Below are 16,021 nucleotides of genomic sequence, written 5' to 3'. Positions count from 1 at the left end.
TCGGATGCTGCCGCCGCTGCACGTTCACCGCGCAACGCCTCAGATCGTGGGTCTCCGACGACCGACGCAGGCAAATGTATTCGACGTAGCTCTCACAGCTAATTTGCCGGCAAGTTTCGCTTGCAAATTTTCGCCAGCGTAGAGATGCAGTTGATTGCGATTTAGTGCGCACACCACCTCGGCCGGATAGGGTGCCCTTGAGTTTGCCCAGCTATCGCAGGATGCGCGAAGCGGGCTCGGGGTATCGGGGGGTCGTCAATGCATCGTGCGATGGATGTCGTTCGGGTCGGAACCGCTGCAGCAGTGCTGGGGTTGGGTGGCGCCGTGGTTGCCGCATCGCCCGCCTGGGCTGATGACGACGGGGCGAGCCCCCGAGAATCGTCCTCGACGTCGGACTCGGCGGAGGCCAGCACAGCTGGTGCTACCACGGTCTCGAAGACCGACCGCGAAGACCACACCGCAGGCGGTGCCGCCGACGACGGCGACGCGTCTGACGTCGGCGACGCACCCGACATCAGCGACGAAGCCTCCGAGGAACCGTCAGACAAAGTCGACTCGACAGAAGATGGCCGGAACGTACCCGACATCAGCGACGAAGCCACCGAGGGACCGTCAGACAAAGTCGACGTGACAAAGGGCCACAGGGACGTACCGCGTGTTGAAGGCGAACCCTCCGAGAACACCGACAACTCATCGACACCGACCGAGCGAGACGAAGTCGCATCTGATCCCATTGCGCACACGGTGCCCGAAGCGCTCCGCCCCGTCGCGGTCCACACTCCTGCCATCCACAGCGCGGGCACCAAGCCAATCCGGACCGCGGCGCCCGTAGCTACAGTGGCCCTGTTCGACGTCACCACGACACCGGCTCCCAAGACGTTGACTCATATTCTGCTTCAAGGTCTTTGGGAATTCTATCGCCGTGAGAACTCACCGGCCGTGAGCGAGCGGTCGAGAATCACCTTTACCGGCTACAGCGCCGTAGCTGCCGTCGACGATGGTGACGACGACGTTCGCCGACTGATCGGCAACGGCACCGCAGACGATCCCGACGGCGGCTGGCTGTTCGGCAACGGGTACTCGTGGACAGCCGATTCGTGCAATGCGGGACTGGCCTGCAACGGCGGGAGCGGGGGCCTGTTCGGTAACGGCGGCAACGGATTCAACGGGGGTCGCGGCGGGGACGCCGGCATGTTCGGCAACGGCGGTGACGGCGGCAATGGCATCGTCACGGTTAACGACGGCCGCGGTGGCGATGGCGGACGCGGCGGGGTCGTCGCCGGCGACGGCGGCAACGGCGGCCACGGCGCTGACGCCGGCACTGCCGGGGGCAAGGGTGGCGACGGTGGCCGGGGAGGCGACGTCGGCGAACGCTCACAGCTCGGCGAAGGCGGCGCCGGGGGCGCTGGTGGCGCCGGAGCCGACGCTGGAGAGAACGGCGACGGCAGCGCAGGCGGCGGCGGTGGCGACGGCGGCCAAGGCGGCGGCACCGGCGGTGCCGGCGGGCGAGGCGGCGCCGGCGGCACCCTGACCGGAAATGGCGGGGTCGGCGGCGCGGGCGGTGATGGCGGCGACGCAGCAGGCGACACCGAGACCGGCATCGGCGGGGTCGGCGGCGCGGGCGGCGCGGGAGGTGATGCCGGAAGCCTCGGTGACGGCGGCGCCGGCGGGATCGGCGGGCACGGTGGCGCCGGTCTCGACGGTGACGACGCAGACCAACCCGGCGGCGACGGGGATGGTGGTCAACACGGCGGCGCAGGTGGTGCGGGCGGTGCAGGTGGACTGGGCGGCACCACCGCCGGTGACGGCGGCCGCGGCGGTACGGGAGGTGGGGGCGGAAACGGCGGCTTCGGCGGAAATGGCACTGCCGCAACACGTCCCGGCAGCACCGGCGGCCGCGGCGGGCGCGGTGCAGCAGGCGGGACGGGCGGGACCGGCGGCCTCGCCGGAACAGCGCTCGGTGTCGGTGTCACCGGAGTCCACGGTGACGGTGGTGTAGGCGGCAACGGCGGCCAGGGTGGTCGCGGGGGCGACAGCGCCGACGCTGCAAACCTCGGCGGTGACGGTGCCGCCGGCGGTGCCGGTGGCGACGGTGGAGACGCCGGAACCGGCGGCGCCGCAGGCGGCCTGGGAGCCTCGGCCGGCAACGCCGGCGTCGGTGGCACCGGAGGGACCGGGGGTGCCGGCGGCGACGCCGCCGACGGCCGGGAAGTGGGCTCAGGCCGCGATGGCAACACGGGTTTCACCGGCGGCGCAGGCGGCGGCGGAGGCCGGGGCGGTGACGCGGGCGCAGGAGGTGTCAACGGCACCGGAGGCCAGGGCGGCGTCGGCGGCAAGGGTGGCGACGGCAGCCGCGCGGGCGCGAACACCGGCGGGACCGGCTTCCGAGGCGGTGACGGCGGCGCAGGTGGCGATGCCGGTGCAGGTGGTATCGCTGGAAATGGTTCCGGGGCAACGGGTCTCGCCGGCAATTCGGGCTCCGGCGGTACGGGTGGAAACGGCGGCGCCGGCAGCGGCGGCGACAGTGGCGCGTGGATCGGTGCCGGACGGGACGGTTACGCCGGCGAAGCGGGCGGCGCGGGCGGAAACGGCGGAGCCGGTGGAGCCGCGGGAGCGGGCGGCGTCAACGGCGACGGTGGCCGTGGCGGTACCGGTGGCACCGGCGGTAATGGCAGCAATGGGGGCAATCACACCGGCTCGACCGGCTATGCCGGCGGAGACGGCGGCAGGGGCGGCGCCGCAGGAGAAGGCGGCAGCGCCGGATCGGGTTCCGGTGCAACGGCTTCGACTGGTGCCGCCGGTACGGGCGGCAGAGGAGGGAACGGCGGCAACGGCACCTACGGCGCCAATGGCACACCGGGATTTTCGCGCGTGGGGAGCAACGGGTTCGCTGGCGGTCGGGGCGGAAACGGCGGGAGCGGCGGTGACGCCGGGGCGGGCGGAGTCAACGGTGACGGGGGCCGCGGCGGCAACGGAGGGTACGGCGGCAGCGGTACTCGTGCCGGCACCCACCTGGGCGCAAACGGTTTCAACGGCGGCTCCGGCGGCGATGGTGGCAACGCCGGAAACGGCGGGCAGGCCGGCGCCGGCGCAGGAGCCGCGGGAGTGGTCGGCAACTCCGGCAATGGTGGCAACGGCGGCGGTGGCGCCGACGGTAGTGACGGAGCAAACGGCGCCGCCGTCGGCAACGGACAAGCCGGGAACAGCGGATACGCCGGCGGCGCAGGCGGAAACGGCGGCAACGGCGGAAAGGCCGGGGCCGGCGGAGTGAATGGTCGAGGCGGCGCCGGTGCCAATGGTGGCGACGGCGGCAACGGCAGCAAAGCCGGCAACAACGTCGGGGGCGCAGGCTTCACCGGCGGCGCGGGCGGTGTCGGCGGCAATGCCGGGACCGGCGGCAAGGCCGGTGACGGCGCGGGCGCGGCGAGCGCGGCCGGTAACGCCGGCCGCGGCGGCACGGGCGGCGATGGCGGCGCGGGCAGCGCTGGAGCCAACGGCGTGCGGAGCAACAGCGCCCTCAGCGGCGCCGGCTCCGCAGGTGGCGCAGGTGGCGCGGGTGGTGCGGGCGGCAACAGTTCCTCCGGCGGACGCAATGGCAACGGCGGCAAAGGCGGAGCGGCGGGTAGCGGTGGCGATGGCGCTGACGGCATTTCCGGTCGATTCGCGATATCGACGAGCCTCGAGTTCGTCTCCGGCAGCGGAGGTGCGGGCGGTGCTGGCGGCGCCGGCGGAAAGGGCGGCGCTGCAGGTTCCGGTGGAGCCGGCGGCATCGGCGGCCTCGGCGCAGCCGGCGGCGCCGGCGGTAAGGGCGGCTCCGGGGCTGACGCCGACCAAGCGATCGGCGGAATCAAGAGTTACAACGGCGGGTACGGCGGCAACGGTGGCCGTGGAGGTGACGGAGGCGCAGGCGGTGCCGCCTTCGGTGGAGGCACCGCGGGGAACGCCGGCGCGGGGGGCAAGGGCGGCACAGCAGGCCAAGGTGGTAACGCGCAGGACAATTTCTCTGCGAGCAACTACATGAGCATCGGCGGTGCAGGCGGCCGCGGTGGCGACGGGGGATGGGGCGGCAACGGCGGATTGGCGTCCGGGGGCGGCACTGCCGGAAGCGGCGGCAACGGTGGCAAGAGCGGCGCCGGAGGTGACGCCGGATTGGGACCTCAGTGGTACCCCCTCACCGGAGGCGGAGGTAGTGGCGGCGCAGCCGGAAGCGGTGGCAACGGCGGCAACGGGGGCGCGGTGTTCGACGGCGGCATCGCAGGCAAGGGTGGGTCGGGCGGGGACGCCGCCAATGGCGGTGCGGGCGGATACACCGGCTCCAACGAGAAGAACTTCGCCGGAAAAGGCGGCACAGGCGGGCGCGGAGGCGACGGCGGAGACGGCGGAGGGGCGCCCGACGGCGGTGTGGGCGGCGACGCAGGTGCCGGAGGCCGAGGCGGATCGGGTGGCGCCAAGCTCGCGACTCGGCTATACAACGTCGCCGATGCCGACGGCGGAAATGGCGGGAACGGCGGACGAGGCGGTGCTGTCGGCACATCCGGGAACCTTGCGGGCGGTACCGCCGGCAGAGGTGGCGACGGCGGTGCGGGTGGCGCCGGTGCAAGCAACAGCTCCTACCAGTACCTCAAAGACCCGTTGGACCACACACCTCTGCCCGGTGGCCGCGCCGGCACAGGCGGCGCCGGAGGCCGCGGCGGCAACGGCGGCGAGCTCTTCGGCGCCGGTCGCTCCGGTGACGGTGGTGCCGGTGGTGCCGGGGCCTCGGGCGGTGTCGGCGGATCGAGGGATGCGATCAGCGACGACGGTGGCGCGGGCGGAGCAGGTGGCGCGGGTGGCGCCGGTGGCGTGGCCGGGAGCGCGCAGGGTGGCGGCATTTCGGGCATCTCCGGCAACGGCGGAGCGGGCGGCGACGGTGGGGCTGGCGGCAATTTCCCCGGTGACGCGCCCGACGCCCGACACGGCGGCGAGGGTGGCCGAGGCGGAGACGGTGGCGCCGCCGCGCCTCATGGCACTGCCGGTCGCGGAGGCGCCGGTGGTCAAGGTGGCGACGGCGGCGACAAAGGGATCACATTCACCGGTGGCCCCGGCGGAAAGGGTGGCATCGGCGGCGACGGCGGAGCGGCGCTCGCCGGCGGACAGGCAGGCGACGGTGGCACCGGTGGAAGCGGGGGTGTCGGCGCAGACGGTAAGCCTGCCTGGATATTCGCAGGTGAAGGTCTCTCGGGCGGTGCCGGCGGTGCCGGCGGAGCCGGCGGCGCCGCGCTCGGCGATGCGCACGCCGGGAACGGCGGAGCCGGCGGCACTGGCGGCACAGGTGGCGCCGGCGGCAATGCCATCGTGTCGAGCTCGGGCACCGGAGGCGACGGCGGAATGGGCGGCACAGGAGGCAACGGCGGTACCGCGTCCACGGTGCAGAACGCCGGCACGGGCGGGTCCGGCGGCGCGGGTGGTGCAGGCGGCACAGGCAAACCAACCGGTACCAACGGTGCGACGGGACTCCCCGGCGCTGACGGCTGACGGCGCGCTCTCGCAGCTCGCGAGCGTGCGCTGAATGCCAGATGTGGCGGCGCGTCGGCGTGCAGACACGCGCGCTCGCGGTGCCCGCGCTACCGCTTCGTGAAAATCGTTCGGTGCCACTCTTTGTCGACCACGCCGTTGATGTCGCTCATCACGTGCTTGATCGACAGGTACTCCTCGAGGGAGTACTGGCTCATGTCCTTGCCGAAGCCTGATGCGCCGAACCCGCCGTGCGGCATCTCCGAGATGATCGGGATGTGGTCGTTGATCCACACGCAGCCCGCGTGGATCTCGCGCGACGCCCGTTGCGCGCGATAGACGTCGCGCGTCCACGCCGACGCCGCCAGCCCGTAGGCGGTGTCGTTGGCCTGCCGGATCGCGTCGTCGTCGTCGGTGAACGGCCGCACCGTGAGCACCGGACCGAAGATCTCGTCTCGATACACCTCCGACTGCTCGGACACGTCGGCGATCAGCGTCGGCCGGTAGAACGAGCCCGGGCCGTCCGGGGCCACGCCGCCGGTCACGATGCGTCCGCCCTCTCCCGGCGCGCGCGCCACCATGTCGGCCACCTTCGCGCGATGCGCCAGCGTGATCAGCGGTCCGAGATCGGTGTCGGGGTCCTGTGGGTCGCCGACGACGACCTTGCCCATCACCTCGGCGACGCCGGCGACGAAGTCGTCGTAGACCTCGCGGGCGACGATCGCGCGCGTTGCCGCCGTGCAGTCCTGACCGGTGTTGATCAGCGAGCCCGCGACCGCGCCCTGAATCGCCGCGTCCAGATCCGCGTCGTCGAACACGACGAACGGCGCCTTCCCGCCGAGCTCGAGCTGGGTGCGGTGACCGTGCACCGCGGCCGCCGCCATCACCTTTCGCCCGACGGCCGTCGACCCGGTGAACGTCACCATGTCCACCCCGGCGTGACCGGCCAGCGCGGTGCCCACGTCGGCGCCGGCACCGGTCACCACGTTGAGCACCCCGGGCGGCAAACCCGCTTCACTGGCCAACCGGGCCAGTGTCAGTGTGGTCAGCGGGGTGATCTCGGCAGGCTTGATCACCACGGAGCATCCAGCGGCCAACGCCGGCAACACCTTCCACACCGCCATCTGCAGCGGGTAGTTCCACGGCGTGATCGTCGCGACCACGCCGACGGCCTCCCGGCGAATCGAGGAGGTGTGGTCGCCGGAGTACTCGCCAGACGCCTTGCCTTCGAGATGGCGTGCGGCGCCGGCGAAGAAGTCGATGTTGTCGACGCTGCCCGGCACGTCGAACTCGCGCGCGAGGCGCACCGGCTTGCCTGTCTGGCTGACCTCCTCGGCGACCAGCGTCGCCGACGCCGCGTCGGCGAGCTTGGCCAGGGTGGCCAGAACCGTCGAGCGTTCGGCCGGGGTCGCGCCGGCCCAGCCGGACAGCGCCGCGCGTGCCGAGGCGACAGCCCGGTCGACGTCGGCAGTGGCGGCCAATGCCATATGGGCCACGGGCGTACCGGTGGCCGGGTCGATCACGGTGTGCGAGGCGCCGCCGGTGCGGACCGGCTCGCCGTCGATCCAGCTGCTGGCGACATCCGTCTCGGAAACCACAGTCATGGCCCAAAACTACCGTGCCGACGCCGGAGAAATCTACGCATTACGGCACCGTCAACGACTCACAGCGAGTGATTTCATGGTTATGGTTGCTTGAGACGACGGATTCCGTGCACAATCACAGGCATGGTCAACCCGGGCGTTCCGCACGTCGGCCCCGTCTCCTTCCGAGTGAATCAGTCCCGCCCCGGTGCCGCCTTCCAGCTCGACGAACTGTCCAAGGCGATCATCGAGAAGCTGCAGCAAGACGGCCGGCGGTCCTACGCCGGTATCGGAAAGGCTGTCGGGCTGTCCGAGGCCGCAGTGCGCCAGCGCGTCCAGCGCATGGTCGACGCCGGGGTCATGCAGATCGTCGCGGTCACCGATCCGATGCAACTCGGGTTCGCCCGTCAGGCGATGATCGGCGTGCGCTGCACCGGGGACACCACCAAGATCGCCGAGAAGCTCGCCGCACTGGACTCCGTCGACTACGTGGTGCTCACTGCCGGCTCCTTCGACGCCATCGTCGAGGTGGTCTGCGAAGACGACGACCATCTGCTGCAACTGCTCAACACCCAGATCCGCGCGCTGCCGGGAGTGATATCCACAGAAACCCTCGTTTACCTGAAACTCGTTAAACAGCAATACAATTGGGGTACCCGATGACCATCATTTCCGAAACCGAACAGACCGACACCTCCGGCCTGGGAGCCAAGGCCAACCGCCATCTCTGGGGTCACTTCGCCCGTCACGGCGAGGGCATCACACCGACGATCATCACGCGCGGCGAGGGTGTCCACATCTGGGACAGCAACGGCAACCGCTACATCGACGGCCTCTCGGGGCTGTTCGTGGTGCAGGTCGGACACGGCCGCGCCGAGCTTGCCGAAACTGCCGCCAAGCAAGCGGAATCGCTGGCGTTCTTCCCGCTGTGGTCGTTCGCGACGCCGCCGGCAGTCGAGCTGGCCGAGCGCCTCGCCGGCTACGCACCCGGCGACCTGAACCGCGTCTTCTTCACCACCGGCGGCGGCGAGGCCGTCGAGAGCGCCTGGAAACTGGCCAAGCAGTTCTTCAAGCTGACGGGCAAACCCGGTAAGTACAAAGTGATTTCGCGGTCCATCGCCTACCACGGCACCCCGCAGGGCGCCTTGGCGATCACCGGTATCCCGACGTTCAAGGCGCCGTTCGACCCGCCGACACCGGGCGGCTTCCGCGTTCCGAACACCAACTTCTACCGGGCGCCCGAGCAGTTCAGCTCCGACCCCAAGGCGTTCGGCCGCTACTGCGCCGACCGGATCGCCGAGGCCATCGAGTTCGAGGGTCCCGACACGGTCGCCGCGGTGTTCCTCGAGCCGGTCCAGAACGCCGGCGGGTGTTTCCCGCCGCCGCCCGGATACTTCGAGCGGGTCCGCGAGATCTGCGACGAGTACGACGTGCTGCTGGTCTCCGACGAGGTGATCTGCGCGTACGGCCGCATCGGTTCGATGTTCGCCTGCAACGATTTCGGCTACGTCCCGGACATCATCACCTGCGCCAAGGGACTCACCTCGGGCTACTCCCCGATCGGCGCGATGATCGCCAGCGACCGACTGTTCGAACCGTTCAACGACGGCTCCACGGTGTTCGGGCACGGATACACCTTCGGTGGGCATCCGGTGTCGGCGGCCGTGGCGCTGGCCAACCTCGACATCTTTGAGCGCGAGGGCATCAACGCCCACGTCAAGGAGAACGCTCCGGCGTTCCGCGCCACGTTGGAGAAGCTGCTCGACCTGCCGATCGTCGGCGACGTCCGCGGTGAAGGATTCTTCTACGGAATCGAACTCGTCAAGGACAAGGCCACCAAGGAGACGTTCAACGACGAGGAGTGCGAGCGGCTGCTGCGCGGGTTCCTGACGCCGGCCCTGTTCGAAGCCGGGCTGTACTGCCGCGCCGACGACCGTGGCGACCCAGTCGTGCAGCTGGCTCCGCCGCTGATCTGCGGGCAGCGCGAGTTCGACGCGATCTACGACGTGCTGAGCAGCGTGCTCGGCGAAGCCAGCCGCCGGATGTAGATCGGTCGGCGACACTGGGCGGTATGACCAAACCGCCCATCGATCCCGTCCGCTGGCAGGCGCCCCCGGTGGGGGCCCTGCCCGCGTTCCCGGCGGCCGACATCACGCTGACCTCCGTTCCGGGCGGGGAACCCGAAGACGTCGTCGTCGACGGCGCCGGTCGACTGTGGGCCGGCGCCCTCGACGGCAGCATCGTGCGGTTCGAGCCCGACGGCACCGCGCCGACGGTGATCGCCAACACCGGCGGGCGGCCGCTGGGCTTGGCGTTCGCGCGCGACGGCCGGCTGCTGATCTGCGACAGCCCACGCGGTCTGCTGGCGCTGGATCCTGGCAGCGGGCGAATCGACACACTGGTCGACGCGGTGGCGGGCAGAAAGCTGCAGTTCTGCTCCAACGTCACCGAAACTGACGACGGCACAATCTATTTCACCGAATCCACCTCAGCTTTCACCGTGGCCGACTACCTCGGCGCGATCCTGGAGGCGCGCGGCCGCGGCGCGCTACACCGCCTAGACCCCGACGGCACCCTCACGACCGTCGTGGACGGGCTGTACTTCGCCAATGGGGTCACGCCGACCGCCGACGGTACCGCGCTGATCGTGGCTGAAACCCAGGGTCGGCGGCTGTCGAAGTATTGGCTGACCGGACCGCACGCCGGGACGTTGCGGCCGTTGGCCGAGAACCTGCCCGGCATGCCGGACAACCTGTCCACCGGCGCCGACGGGCGCATCTGGTGTGCGATGGTGACCCCCGCCAACCGCCTTGCCGACCGGCTGGCCGCCGGCCCGCCGATCCTGCGGACCCTGATCTGGCGATTGCCCAAGCGACTGCAGCCCACCCCCGAGTCGGTGGTGTGGGTCGTCGCCTTCGACCCCGACGACGGCACCGCCGTCGCCGGAATGCGCACCACCCACCCGCAGCTGCAGATGGTCACCGGCATGGTGGAGAGCAACAACCGGCTGTGGCTGGGCAGCATCGGCGGCCCGTATCTCGGCAGCATCGCGCTCGCCTCGACCGTGTTGTGAGACACACTGCGAAACATTCGGGAAGCATTGCGGGCAGCGCCTGGTTGTACCGCGCGTATCGGACACACCACGAAGTCCGGTCGCAGACCGACAATTTCACACAGTCAGAACCGCGCGACATCGCTCCACGGCTCCGACCCGATCAAGGGAAGAGCACCCCATGAAGTCACTCATGATCACCACGACCGCCGCTGCCGCCCTCACCGCGGGCGTCCTCGGGTTCGCCGCCCCCGCGCTCGCCGCCCCGTCCGGCGCAGGCAGTGCCGCTGACACCATCAGCGCACTCGAGGCGCAGGGCAACCGCGTCGTCGTCAACCGGCAGAGCAGCACGCCGCTCGAGGAGGCGTCCGTCGTGTCCGTCACGCACGGGCCCAACGTCCGCCAGGCGGTACCGAATGCCACCTCCAACGGCGACAACACCCGCTCGGTGAGCAACCAGACGGTCTACGTCAACGTGCGCTGAGCACGCCACAGACAACACAGGGGCACCTCCAATGAGGAGGTGCCCCTGTTTTGTCGGGGGGTCAGATGGAGTGCAGAGGTGCGGCACCCGTGCGCGACTGGAAGGACGGATGACGGCGCATGGCCTCCTGCATGGCGAAAGCCCGCCGCTCGGAGGCATTGAATGCGGGATGTGATCGCAGGTCGACCACGCCCGCAGTGCTCGCGTTGGTGTTGCTCACTGTTGTCGCCATCTCAACGTCCTTCCGCTGAATCGCCTGGATTCCTTCAGCGTGCTCGGCCCACCTGAGCGATTCGGTCAGTGTTAGCCGTGAAGTTGATGAGAAAGTAACCGCCCGCGAGCAGGTGTAAACCCACTCAGCCGCGCAATGTGAGCACGCTGATGTCCGGCGGGGCGCCGACACGCACAGGCGGCCCCCAGAAGCCCGCACCTCGCGAGACATAGAGCTGCGTCCCGTCCACGGTCGACAGGCCCGCCAGCGAGGGCTGGGCCAGCTCCACCGCGTAGTGGAACGGCCACATCTGTCCGCCGTGGGTGTGGCCGGACAGCTGCAGGTCGACGTCGCGCCGCGCGGCCTCGGCCACCTGGATCGGCTGGTGCGCCAGCAGGATCGTCGGCGTCGAGGCGTCGACGCCACGCAACGCCGCGTCGAAGTCAGGTGGCTGCTGGATCGACCGTCCCGCGAGATCGTTGACCCCGGCTAGATCGAACGCGGATGCGCCTCGGCGGATCCGGGTGTTCTCGTTGCGCAGCACCTGCAACCCCAGTCGGTCGAGCTCGGTCAGCCACTCGGCGGTGTCCTCGACGAAGTACTCGTGATTGCCGGTGACGAAGAACGTTCCCTCCCGCGACACCAGGTCGGCGAGCGGCGCCGCCGCGGGCCCCAGCTGCGCGACCGTACCGTCCACCAGGTCACCGACCACGGCTACCAGGTCGGGCTCGGTCTCGTTGATCATCCGCACGATCCGCTCGGTGTGCCGGCGGCCCAGCAGCGGCCCGAGATGGACGTCGGAGACCACGGCGATGCGGAACCCGTCGAACTCCGCACCCAACCGGTTCAATCGCACGGGAACGCGCACCACATCGGGCGGCCCGAGCGCGGAAGCGACGCCGACACCGGTCACGCCGACCGCCGCCGCACCGGCGGCCATGGCGCCCGCTCGGGCGAGGAAGAGCCGCCGCTCGAGGTCGGGCGCCTTCTCGGCGGAGCGCCGACGCCGGCGCACGCGGGCGACCAGGTGCGCCGGCTCGAGAACAAGCAGCGCCAGCACCAGGTAGGCCAGCAGGCCGAACCACAGATAACCGGGCCAGGCAGCCCAACTCGAGCCGCCGGGGTCGCGCCGGAGCATCAGCGCCGCCACCAGCAGCGCGGTCAAGATCAGCAGCAGCGCGGTGAGGACCCCGCGCACGCGCCCCGGGCGGGTGGTGGATCGCACGAGGCGAAACCAGACGTAGAGGGTCATCAGCCCGAGGAACGAGCCGAGAACGAGCAGGAACATGGATGACTTTCTTTGGCGGCTCGGGCGGTCCCGCCAGCCTAGTGAGCGGCGAGGAGCACCGAGCTCGGCCAGTAACTTGCGAAACTCTCTTCACATCTGTCACCGCGTGGCTCACCGATCCGAAAGCCGCGATCGCCTAACCTTCAACCCCGATGGCGACCTTCACGACGTTCCCACTGCGGGTGTCTGCGCTGCTCAGCGCGGCGATGCTGGCGATGGCCCCGGTCGCTGCGGCCCAGCCCGTCCCCGAGGCGAACACCTGCCCCTACCGGGAGGCGACCCCGCCCGCCGTCGACGCGTCGGAGGTTCCGGAATCCGGCGACCCACCCGCACCGCTGCCTGTGCCGGCCAAGCCGATGGGCGGCGACGCGCTCTCCGGGTGCGGCGTGATCACCGCGCCGGGCACTCCCCCGCTGCCCGGCGACGTCTCCGCCGAGGCGTGGGTCGTGGCCGACATCGATTCCGGTGACGTCATCGCCGCCCGCGACCCGCACGGCCGCCACCGCCCGGCCAGCATCATCAAGGTGCTCGTCGCGATGCAGGCGATCCGCGACCTGCCGTTGCACAAGGTGGTGCCGGGCACCCAGGAGGACGCGAACGCCGAGGGCACGCGGGTGGGCGTCGGCGAAGGCGGCTTCTACTCCATCAACGACCTGCTGCACGGTCTGCTGATGCACTCGGGCAACGACGCCGCGCACGCCCTCGCGATGCAACTGGGCGGCATGGACGCCACACTGACCAAGCTCAACGCGCTGGCCAACAAGCTCGGCGCGCGGGACACCCGCGTGGCGACCCCGTCCGGACTGGACGGGCCGGGCATGAGCACCTCCGCCTACGACGTCGGACTGTTCTACCGCTACGCATGGAACAACCCCGTCTTCGCGAATATCGTTCACACGCAAGAGTTTTCATTTCCCGGGCGCGGCGACGGCAGCTACCCGATCGAGAACGACAACAAGCTGCTGGCCAACTATCCGGGCGCGCTCGGCGGCAAGACCGGCTACACCGACGACGCCGGCCAGACCTTCGTCGGTGCGGCCGACCACGGCGGACGACGTCTCGTGGCGGTGCTGATGCGCGGCACGCGGCAACCCATCGCCCCGTGGGAGCAGGCCGCGCACCTTCTCGACTACGGCTACGCCACCGCGCCGGGAACCAAGGTCGGCAGCCTGGTCGAACCCGACCCGTCCCTGCGGACCCCTGACGCCGACCCGGCGGCCGCCGCCGCCGCGACCAGCAAGGCCAGCGCGACACTGCCCGAGATCGACGCCATGCCGGTGCGCGTCGGCGTCGGCGTCGTCGGCGCGGTGATCGTGTTCTGCCTGATCATGGGCGCCAGGGCGCTCAACCGCAGGCCCCAACACTAAGGGCGGACAGCGTCAGCGCTTGCGCCGCCGCGCGAAGCCCAGCGCGCCCAGCGCGCCGACCGCCGCGGCACCGGCCGCCTGCCACGGCGCCAACCCGGGCCTGGTGATGATGCGGTTGCGGATGACGGCCGGCCCGGGCGCCGGGATGGGCGCCTCCACCATGTTCTCCGGCATCGTCGCCGCCCACGCGGTGGAGAACAGGATCAACCGCGCGGTGATGTAGGCGAACACCATCAAGCCCAGCACCGGTCCGAAGGTGGCGCCCGCCGGGCCCGTCAGTACCGACTTCAGGTAGATCGACGCCACCAGCTTGAACACCTCGAACGCGACCGCGGCCAGCAGGCCGGCGCGCACACTGCTGCGGAAGCTCGTCGACTCCCGCGGCAGCCGCGAGATCATCCAGGTGAACAGCAGCCAGGACACCAGAAGCGACACCGCGATCGACCCGATGCGCAGCAGCACTCCGAGCACCGGCGACTCGGGGATGCCCAGCCATTCGAGCACACTGCCCGTCACCGAGCGGCTCCCCAGCGCCGAGAGCGCGACCGTCACCACGATCGCGGCGAACGTCGACAGCAGCGCCAGCAGATCGGACAGCTTGGTCTTGACGAAGCCCGGCTGCTCTTCGCGGTAGAGACCCCACATCTGGCTCAGCGCCTCGCGCAGATTGGCCATCCAGCCCAGACCGGCCCACGCCGCGGTGGCGAGCCCGATGATGCCGACGGTGCCGCGTGAGTCGATCGCCGAATCCATCAGCTGCGTGACTTGTTGCCCCAGGTCTCCGCTGACCGCTCCTGCGATCTTGGCCTTGAGCTGCTCGAGCAACTCCGGCTGATAGGTGAGCACGAAACCGCCGATCGCGAACCCGACCATGAGCAGCGGGAACAACGCGAAGATCGTGAAATAGGTGATGCCGGCGGCATAGAAGTCGCCCTTGCTGTCGTTGTAGCGCCCCTGGGCCCGCATCACGTGGTCGAACCACGGCATGCGCGCCCGCAGCCGATCCAGCAACCCGGGCTTGTCCTCGGCATTTTCCGGGGAGGCCGAACCGTCCGGCGCCGTCATCGTCAGCCTCCCGTTATCGCGGTGCGAGGAATCCCAGCCGGTCGTATACCCGTGCCACCGTCTTGCCAGACACCTCACGCGCACGCTGCGCGCCTGCGGCCAGCACATTCTCCAGTTCGGCCGGGTCGGAGAGGTAGTCGTCGACCCGCGCCTTGATAGGGGTGACGAACTCGACGACGGCGTCGGCCGTCTCCTTCTTCAGGTCACCGTAGCCGCGGCCGGCGTAGCCCGCGACCAGAGCCTCGACCGGGGTGCCCGTGACCGCTGACTGGATCGTCAGCAGGTTCGAGACCCCCGGCTTGGCGTCAGGATCGAAGCGGATCTCGCGGTCGCTGTCGGTGACGGCGGAGCGGATCTTCTTGGCGGTGCGCGCCGGATCGTCGAGCAGGCTGATCAACCCGGCATCGGTGGCCGCGGACTTGCTCATCTTGGCAGTGGGGTCGGCCAGGTCGTAGATCTTCGCCGTCGCCTTGGGGATCATCGGTTCTGGGACGACGAACGTGTCGGGGAAGCGCGCGTTGACGCGCTGCGCGACGTCGCGGGCGAGCTCGAGGTGCTGGCGCTGATCCTCGCCGACCGGCACGAGTTCGGTGTCGTAGAGAAGGACGTCGGCGGCCATCAGGATCGGGTAGGTGAACAGGCCGACGGTCTGCGCATCAGCGCCGTGCTTGGCGGACTTGTCCTTGAACTGCGTCATCCGCGACGCCTGCCCGAACCCGGTGAAACAGCCCAGCACCCAGGCCAATTGGCTGTGCTCGGGGACGTGGCTCTGGACGAACACCGTGGCGCGGGACGGATCGACACCCAGGGCCAGGTACTGCGCGGCCGTGGCCAGCGTGCGCCGGCGCAACGTCGCGGGGTCCTGGGCCAGCGTGATCGCGTGCAGATCGACCACGCAGAAGTAGGCGTCGTGCCCGTCCTGCAGACCCACCCACTGCGCGACCGCGCCGAGCGCGTTACCCAGATGCAGGGAGTCGGACGTCGGTTGCGCGCCGGAGAAGACGACGGGCTTGGCTGAAGTGCTCATGGTGATGACCAGTTTTTCACGCGCGGTCATCGTTTTGTCCGGCGGCCATCCGGCGGAGGGCGCGCAGGAACACCCGGCGCTCCTCGGCGTTCAGGACGCTGAGCCAACGTTCCTCCCCGCGCTGGATCTGCGTCTGCGCCGCGTTCTTGACCCGTCGGCCCTCCTCGGTGATGGCCAGCACGCGGGCGCGTCGGTCCGCGGGGTCGGCGACGCGGTCGAGATAACCCCGGTCCTGCAGGTCGTCGAGCGTGCGGATGATGCGCGTCTTGTCAGCGTTGATGGCCTCGGCCAAGGCCGCCTGGGTGCGGATCGCTCCTCGGTCCAGCGCCGAGAGCACCACATAACCCCACATCGTCAGGCCATGCTCGGCCAGTATCGGTTCCTCAGCGGCCACGAGGTCACGCGTGAGCGGGGCCATCAGGGCAGCCAGGTCGGGACGGGGCGAATCCAC

Annotated in this window: 12 protein-coding genes; 6 read left to right on the top strand and 6 right to left on the bottom strand. The window is 70.2% G+C overall.

All coding sequences use genetic code 11. The annotated features are described in order from the left end of the window. Window positions 1–270: 270 nt before the first annotated feature. Window positions 271–5,514: a PE family protein gene (locus ACZYYX_RS10415; protein ID WP_463814313.1), complete on the top strand. Its 5,244-nt coding sequence runs from the start codon at window positions 271–273 to the stop codon at window positions 5,512–5,514. A gap of 89 nt (window positions 5,515–5,603) precedes the next feature. Here ACZYYX_RS10415 and ACZYYX_RS10410 read toward each other — a convergent pair whose 3' ends face one another. Then, window positions 5,604–7,097 carry a gamma-aminobutyraldehyde dehydrogenase gene (locus ACZYYX_RS10410; RefSeq protein WP_463814312.1) on the bottom strand — a complete coding sequence of 498 codons (1,494 nt, stop codon included), beginning with the start codon at window positions 7,095–7,097 and terminating at the stop codon, window positions 5,604–5,606. Window positions 7,098–7,220: 123 nt separating this feature from the next. Here ACZYYX_RS10410 and ACZYYX_RS10405 point away from each other — a divergent pair, with 123 nt between their 5' ends. The 4 genes from ACZYYX_RS10405 to ACZYYX_RS10390 all read left to right on the top strand — a co-directional run bounded on the left by ACZYYX_RS10405 (window position 7,221) and on the right by ACZYYX_RS10390 (window position 10,612). Further along, window positions 7,221–7,739, top strand: a complete 519-nt coding sequence (locus ACZYYX_RS10405; RefSeq protein WP_335333206.1) for an Lrp/AsnC family transcriptional regulator — start codon at window positions 7,221–7,223, stop codon at window positions 7,737–7,739. Then, entirely contained in the window at window positions 7,736–9,124 is a 1,389-nt protein-coding gene (locus ACZYYX_RS10400) for an aspartate aminotransferase family protein (RefSeq protein WP_463814311.1), read from the top strand. Before ACZYYX_RS10405 ends, ACZYYX_RS10400 begins: the two co-directional genes overlap by 4 nt. Window positions 9,125–9,147: 23 nt before the next feature. Further along, window positions 9,148–10,149, top strand: a complete 1,002-nt coding sequence (locus tag ACZYYX_RS10395; protein WP_463814310.1) for an SMP-30/gluconolactonase/LRE family protein — start codon at window positions 9,148–9,150, stop codon at window positions 10,147–10,149. 160 nt (window positions 10,150–10,309) lie between these two features. After that, a complete protein-coding gene (locus ACZYYX_RS10390) occupies window positions 10,310–10,612 on the top strand; it encodes a hypothetical protein (protein ID WP_463814309.1) in 303 nt (100 codons plus the stop codon). Window positions 10,613–10,673: 61 nt separating this feature from the next. Here the strand turns inward: ACZYYX_RS10390 and ACZYYX_RS10385 are convergent, their stop codons facing one another. Both ACZYYX_RS10385 and ACZYYX_RS10380 read right to left on the bottom strand, forming a co-directional pair. Then, the gene (locus ACZYYX_RS10385; protein ID WP_463814308.1) at window positions 10,674–10,844 is read right to left on the bottom strand and encodes a hypothetical protein; all 171 of its coding nucleotides are present in this window, start codon (window positions 10,842–10,844) and stop codon (window positions 10,674–10,676) included. Window positions 10,845–10,968: 124 nt separating this feature from the next. Next, window positions 10,969–12,111, bottom strand: coding sequence for a metallophosphoesterase (locus ACZYYX_RS10380; RefSeq protein ID WP_463814307.1), 1,143 nt, complete (start codon window positions 12,109–12,111; stop codon window positions 10,969–10,971). A gap of 152 nt (window positions 12,112–12,263) precedes the next feature. On the opposite strand from ACZYYX_RS10380, the gene ACZYYX_RS10375 reads away from it, so the two are divergent. After that, a complete protein-coding gene (locus ACZYYX_RS10375; RefSeq protein ID WP_463814306.1) occupies window positions 12,264–13,478 on the top strand; it encodes a D-alanyl-D-alanine carboxypeptidase family protein in 1,215 nt (404 codons plus the stop codon). 12 nt (window positions 13,479–13,490) lie between these two features. Here ACZYYX_RS10375 and yhjD read toward each other — a convergent pair whose 3' ends face one another. Genes yhjD through ACZYYX_RS10360 form a run of 3 tightly spaced genes read right to left on the bottom strand, consistent with a single transcriptional unit; the run spans window position 13,491 to window position 15,988 of the window. Further along, window positions 13,491–14,543, bottom strand: a complete 1,053-nt coding sequence (yhjD, locus tag ACZYYX_RS10370) for an inner membrane protein YhjD (RefSeq protein WP_463814305.1) — start codon at window positions 14,541–14,543, stop codon at window positions 13,491–13,493. A 13-nt stretch (window positions 14,544–14,556) separates the two neighbouring features. Beyond that, entirely contained in the window at window positions 14,557–15,570 is a 1,014-nt protein-coding gene (trpS, locus tag ACZYYX_RS10365; RefSeq protein ID WP_463814304.1) for a tryptophan--tRNA ligase, read from the bottom strand. 16 nt (window positions 15,571–15,586) lie between these two features. Next, window positions 15,587–15,988, bottom strand: a complete 402-nt coding sequence (locus ACZYYX_RS10360; RefSeq protein ID WP_463814868.1) for a MarR family winged helix-turn-helix transcriptional regulator — start codon at window positions 15,986–15,988, stop codon at window positions 15,587–15,589. Window positions 15,989–16,021 lie beyond the last annotated feature (33 nt).

This window comes from Mycobacterium sp. IDUB_1, assembly GCF_055419625.1.
Note: the sequence above shows the minus strand (reverse complement) of the source record. Positions and strands in the feature narration are given on the sequence as shown.

Excerpts from the sequence above, each read along its gene's own strand:
- ACZYYX_RS10415 (WP_463814313.1), top strand. The coding sequence starts at position 271 with ATGGATGTCGTTCGGGTCGGAACCGCTGCAGCAGTGCTGGGGTTGGGT.
- ACZYYX_RS10410 (WP_463814312.1), bottom strand. The coding sequence starts at position 7,097 with ATGACTGTGGTTTCCGAGACGGATGTCGCCAGCAGCTGGATCGACGGC.
- ACZYYX_RS10405 (WP_335333206.1), top strand. The coding sequence starts at position 7,221 with ATGGTCAACCCGGGCGTTCCGCACGTCGGCCCCGTCTCCTTCCGAGTG.
- ACZYYX_RS10400 (WP_463814311.1), top strand. The coding sequence starts at position 7,736 with ATGACCATCATTTCCGAAACCGAACAGACCGACACCTCCGGCCTGGGA.
- ACZYYX_RS10395 (WP_463814310.1), top strand. The coding sequence starts at position 9,148 with ATGACCAAACCGCCCATCGATCCCGTCCGCTGGCAGGCGCCCCCGGTG.
- ACZYYX_RS10390 (WP_463814309.1), top strand. The coding sequence starts at position 10,310 with ATGAAGTCACTCATGATCACCACGACCGCCGCTGCCGCCCTCACCGCG.
- ACZYYX_RS10385 (WP_463814308.1), bottom strand. The coding sequence starts at position 10,844 with ATGGCGACAACAGTGAGCAACACCAACGCGAGCACTGCGGGCGTGGTC.
- ACZYYX_RS10380 (WP_463814307.1), bottom strand. The coding sequence starts at position 12,111 with ATGTTCCTGCTCGTTCTCGGCTCGTTCCTCGGGCTGATGACCCTCTAC.
- ACZYYX_RS10375 (WP_463814306.1), top strand. The coding sequence starts at position 12,264 with ATGGCGACCTTCACGACGTTCCCACTGCGGGTGTCTGCGCTGCTCAGC.
- yhjD (WP_463814305.1), bottom strand. The coding sequence starts at position 14,543 with ATGACGGCGCCGGACGGTTCGGCCTCCCCGGAAAATGCCGAGGACAAG.
- trpS (WP_463814304.1), bottom strand. The coding sequence starts at position 15,570 with ATGAGCACTTCAGCCAAGCCCGTCGTCTTCTCCGGCGCGCAACCGACG.
- ACZYYX_RS10360 (WP_463814868.1), bottom strand. The coding sequence starts at position 15,988 with ATGGCCCCGCTCACGCGTGACCTCGTGGCCGCTGAGGAACCGATACTG.